The sequence below is a fragment of the Streptomyces viridochromogenes DSM 40736 genome, assembly GCF_000158955.1.
GTDB lineage: Bacteria > Actinomycetota > Actinomycetes > Streptomycetales > Streptomycetaceae > Streptomyces > Streptomyces venetus.
Window position 1 is genome coordinate 4,881,985 of the sequence record NZ_GG657757.1, and the last position, 5,527, is coordinate 4,887,511.

General features: G+C 75.4%; 1 protein-coding gene and 1 pseudogene. Both read right to left on the reverse strand.

The window, feature by feature from the left end; genetic code table 11:
• A partial coding sequence (locus SSQG_RS43500) for an SDR family NAD(P)-dependent oxidoreductase (protein WP_003991942.1) occupies positions 1 to 3,051 on the reverse strand: 3,051 nt, incomplete at its 3' end.
• Between the two features lie 98 nt (positions 3,052 to 3,149).
• Positions 3,150 to 5,474, reverse strand: a pseudogene (locus SSQG_RS43505) (type I polyketide synthase); the annotation flags it as partial.
• Between the last annotated feature and the right edge of the window lie 53 nt (positions 5,475 to 5,527).

The following is a 5,527-nucleotide window of genomic DNA, read 5'->3' on the forward strand; positions in this document are numbered from 1 at the left end:
GGCCCTGCGCAGCGCACCGGTGTCGATCCGGGTGACCGCGTGCACGGGCCGGTCGAGGGCGAGCGCCGCGTCGAACAGCGCGGTGGCCTCGGCGTTGGTGAGGGGCAGCAGTCCGAGGCGGGCCAGACGGTTGAGGTCCGCGCCGGACAGATGGGTGCTGAGCGCGCTGCTCTCGGCCCACAGCCCCCACGCGAGGGAGTGCGCGGGAAGGCTGTTCGCGTGCCGGTGGTGGGCGAGCGCGTCCAGGAAGGTGTTGGCGGCGGCGTAGTTCGCCTGACCCGGTGTGCCGACGACACCGGCGACGGACGAGTACAGGACGAACGCCGACAGGTCCGCGTCCTTGGTCAGTTCGTGCAGGTTCCACGCTCCGTCGACCTTGGGCCGCAGTACGCCGTCGAGTTGTTCCGGTGTCAGCGAGGTGACCGTCGCGTCGTCGGTGATGCCGGCGGTGTGCACGACAGCGGTCAGCGGGTGGTCGTCCGGGATGCCGGCGAGCAGCGCGGCCAGCGCGTCACGGTCGGCGGCGTCGGCGGCCACGACCTCGACGTGGGCGCCGAGCGCGGTCAGCTCCTCGGCCAGCTCCCGGGCGCCGGGGCCGTCGGGTCCGCGTCGGCTGGTCAGCAGCAGGCGACGGGCGCCGTGCTCGGTGACCAGGTGCCTGGCGAGGACGGCGCCGAGGGCGCCCGTCCCGCCGGTGACGAGTACCGTGCCCCGCTCCCAGCCGGGGCCGGTCCCGCCGGGCCCGGCGGAGGTGTCCGGTTCGGCCGGGGCCAGTCTCGGGGCGAGTACCTCGCCCGCCCGGAGGAGGAGTTGGGGTTCGCCGGTGCGCAGCGCGGCGCCGAGGGCCTCATGGGAGCCGGGGTGGTCGTCGAGGTCGACGAGCGTGAACCGGTCCCGTTGCTCGGCCTGCGCGGAGCGCAGCAGACCCCAGACCCCGGACCGCGCCAGATCGGTGACGTCCTCACCGTCCGGGGCGACGGCCCCCCGGGTGAGCACCACCAGCCGGCTCGCCGCGAACCGGTCGTCGGCCAGCCAGTCCCGTACGGTGCCGAGCAACTCGTGCAGCACCGCCCGGGCCCGCCCGGCGAGCCCGCCGGCACCGTCCGCACCGACCGTCTCCGTGCCTGCCGTACCGTCCTCGCCGGTCGTCCTGCCCGTCCTCGCCGCGCGGTCCGAGGCGGCCCTGTCCTCAGAGGTGTCCTCGGCCGGCGGGGGCAGCAGGGGAAGCAGCACCGTCGACGGGACCTCGGCGCCGCCGTCGACCGCCTCCCGCAGCGCGGCGAGGCTGTCGTACGACGGGACCGGCCGGGCACCGGAGGGCAGCGGCCATCCCTCGCCCAGCACGGCCCGGGGGCCGTCGTCGGCGGTGCCGGCCGGTTCGGTCGGCACCGGGGTCCACCGCACCCCGTACAGCCCCTCCCGGGCCCGGGCGCCCGCGGCGGCCAGGTCGCCGGGGGAGAGGGGGCGCAGCCGGAGTTCGTCGATCGTGGCCAGCGGCTGCCCCGTCTCGTCGGCGAGGTGCAGGGCGACCACCACGCTCGTGTCGTCGGACTGCGTCACCGCGAGCCGGACCCGCAGCGAGCCGGGGCCCGTCCCGGCCGGGGGCACGCTGATGCCGGACCAGGAGAACGGCACCATCGGCCGGGAGGACACGTCCGCCACCCCCGGCAGCAGCGGGTGCAGGGCCGCGTCGAGCAGCGCCGGGTGCAGGGCGAAGAGCGCGGCTTCGGATCGGTGCTCCTCGGCGAGGGTGACCTCGGCGTACAGGTCGTCCCCGTGGCGGGAGAGCCGGCGCAGGTTCCGGAACAGCGGACCGTACGCGTACTCCCGTTCGGCGAGGGCGTCGTAGACCCCGTCGAGGCCGGTCTCCACCGCGTCGGCGGGCCGCCGTACGCCCTCGGAGAGGGCCGGGGCGGGCTCCGCGGTGCTCAGCGTTCCCTCGGCGTGCCGGGTCCAGCGGTGGTCGCCGTCGGCCCGCGCGGGACGGGAGTGGACGGTCAGCGGGCGTCGGCCGGAGTCGTCCGGGGAGCCGACGGACACCTGGATGCGCACCTCGTCGTCCTCGCGGAGCACCAGGGGCGCGGTCAGGGTGAGTTCGTCGACCAGGGTGCAGCCGGCCCGGCGGGCGGCGTGCAGCGCGAGGTCCACGAACGCGGTACCCGGCAGCAGCACGGTGCCCATGACGGCGTGGTCGGCGAGCCACGGGTGGGTGCGCGGGGAGATCCGGCCGGTGAGGACGACGCTCTCGCGGTCGATCGACTCCACCGCCGCGCCCAGCAGCGGATGGCAGGGAGAGTCGAGGCCGAGGTCGGTGGCGTCACCGGAGGTGGCCGGGGCCGTCAGCCAGTAGCGCTGACGCTGGAAGGCGTAGCCGGGCAGGGGGGTGCGCCGGGCGCCGGGGAAGACCGCGTTCCAGTCGACGTGGGCCCCGCCCAGGGCGAGCAGTGCCAGAGCGGCGGCGACGGTACGCGTTCCGGGGCGCCCGGCCCGCAGCAGCGGGACCACCGTCCCCGCCGGTGCGGTCAGACACGGCTCGACCAGCGCGGAGAGCACCCCGTCGGGGCCCAGCTCCACATAGTCGGTGACCCCGGCGGCCTCCAGCCGCCGTACCCCGTCCATGAACCGCACCGCCTGACGCACCTGGGCCACCCAGTACTCCGGGGTGCACAGCCGGGCGGCGTCCACCAGGTCACCGGTGACCGTCGACACGATCGGCAGCGTCGGCGGGTGGAAGGTCACGCCACGGGCCGCCTCGGCGAAGGCGTCGAGCATGCCGTTCATCCGGTGGGAGTGGAAGGCGTGCGAGACGACGAGACGCTTGACCTTGCGTCCCTCGGCCCGCCAGTTGTCCTCCAGTGCCGCGGCCGCGTCCTCGTCGCCCGAGACCACGACCGCCTCGGGGCCGTTGACGGCGGCGAGACTCATGCCGTCGGGCAGGGTGATCTCGTCCTCCGCCGCCGCGAGGGCGAGCATCGCGCCGCCCTCCGGCAGGGCGTCCATGAGCCGGCCCCGGGCCGCCACCAGCGCGCACGCGTCGGGCAGCGACAGCACCCCGGCGACTTGCCGCCGGCCGCGAACTCGCCGACCGAGTGGACCAGCAGAAGTCGGGCGTGAGGCCCAGGACTTCGTCGAGCGGAACAGGCGCGACTTCAGTGGCGAACAGGCGCGGCTGGCCCGAACCCGTGGCGGTCCAGCTCGTCCCCGCCGTCGAACACGAGGTCTCGCAGGGGCCGTTCGAGGTGGGTGTCGATGTGCGCGCACACCTCGTCGAAGGCGGCGGCGAACACCGGGGAGGCCGCGTACAGGTCGCTTCCCATGCCGGTGCGCTGGCTGCCCTGCCCGGTGAACAGGAACGCCGTCCTGCCCCTCGTACCGCCGCCGTCACGGACGACGGCGGGTGTGTCCTCGCCCCGCGCCAACGCGTCGAGGCCCTTCAGGAGTTCGTCTCGGTCGTGCCCCAGCACGGCGGCCCGGTGCTCGTGCCGGGTCCGGCCGGTGGCCAGGGAGAAGCCGACGTCGGCGGGTGCGAGCCCGGGCCGGTCGAGCACGAACGCCCGCAGCCGCTCGGCCTGCGCCCGCAGCGCCGTGTCCGACTTGGCCGACAGCAGCCACGGCAGGGCGACACCCGGGGCCGGGCGGTCCACGACCGCCGCCGGGTCCCTGGAGCCCGGGTCGCCGGCGGCAGCCGCTGTGTCCGTCTTGTCGGTTGAGCCCTGGGCACCGGTTGTGGGGGGCTTGACCGCCGCCGGGTCCCTGGGGCCCGGGTCGCCGAGGGCACCCGCTGCGTCCGCCCCGTCCGCTGAGCCCTGGGCGTCGGCTGTCGAGGGCTCTTCCTCCGCCTGCTCGATGATCACGTGTGCGTTGGTGCCGCTGATTCCGAACGACGACACGGCGGCCCGGCGCGGACGCCCGGCCTGCGGCCACTCGCGGGCCTCGGTGAGCAGGGCGAGGGCTCCGCTGTCCCAGTCGACGTGCGGCGAGGGCTCGTCGGCGTGCAGGGTCTTCGGGAGGACCCCGTGGCGAATCGCCTCGACCATCTTGATGACGCCGCCGACCCCGGCCGCGGCCTGCGCGTGCCCGATGTTGGACTTCAGCGAGCCCAGCCACAGCGGGTGCTCGGCGTCGTGGTCGGCGCCGTACGTGCCCAGCAGGGCCTGCGCCTCGATCGGGTCGCCCAGCGCGGTGCCGGTGCCGTGCGCCTCCACGGCGTCGACGTCAAAGGCCCGCAGCCCGGCGCCCGCGAGGGCCTGCCGGATCACCCGCTCCTGGGAGGGGCCGTTGGGCGCGGTGAGTCCGTTGCTGGCGCCGTCCTGGTTGACGGCGGAGCCGCGCAGCACGGCGAGCACCTGGTGCCCGTTGCGCCGGGCGTCGGACAGCCGCTCCAGCAGCAGCAGGCCCACGCCCTCGCTCCACACGGTGCCGTCGGCGTGCGCGGAGAACGACTTGCAGCGGCCGTCCGGCGCGAGCCCCCGCTGGCGGCTGAACTCGACGAACGAGCCCGGCCCCGCCATCACGGTCACCCCGCCCGCCATCACCAGGTCGGACTCCCCGGACCGCAGCGCCTGCGCCCCCAGGTGCAGGGCGACCAGCGACGACGAGCAGGCGGTGTCCACGGTGACCGCGGGACCCTCCAGGCCGTACGCGTAGGCGAGCCGCCCGGAGATCACGCTGGAGGTGTTCCCGACCAGCAGGAACCCCTCGAACTCGGCGGGCACCGACGGCAGCCGCGACGCGTAGTCGTCGTACATCGCGCCGACGAACACCCCGGTGTTGCTGCCGCGCACCGCTGCCGGATCGATCGCCGCGTTCTCGAAGGCGTCCCAGGCGGTCTCCAGGAGCAGCCGCTGCTGGGGGTCGGTCGCGGTCGCCTCACGCGGCGAGATCCCGAAGAACTCCCGGTCGAAGAGGTCCGCGTCGTGCAGGAACCCGCCCTCGCGGACGTACGACGTGCCGGTGCTCCCGGGGTCCGGGTCGTAGAGCTTCTCCAGGTCCCAGCCGCGGTTGGTGGGGAAGCCGCTGATCGCGTCCGTCCCGGAGGACACCAGCCGCCACAGGTCCTCCGGCGAGCCCACCCCGCCGGGGTAGCGGCACGCCATCCCGACGATCGCCACGGGCTCGTCGGTGCCGGTCGCGGACGGCGCCTCGGCCACGGCGGCCGAGGTCTCGCCCGCGATCCGGCCCAGCAGATGGCGGGCCAGCGCGTCGGGGCTCGGATGGTCGAAGACGACCGTGGACGCCAGCCGCAACCCGGTCGCGCCGTTCACCTGGTTGCGCAGCTCGACGGCGGTGAGCGAGTCGAAACCCTGCTCCTTGAACGCCCGTGTGGCGTCCACGGCGTCACCGGAGGCGTGCCCGAGGGCCAGGGCGGCGGACGTACGCACCACGGCGAGCACCGCGGCGTACCGATCCTCCTCCGGCAGCGCGGCGATCCGCGCCGACCAGCCCCGGGGGCCGGGGGCACTCGCCGGTGCGCCACCCGGCGGGTACGGACCAGGCCCCGCCAGACGGTCGGGACCTGCTCGGAGCC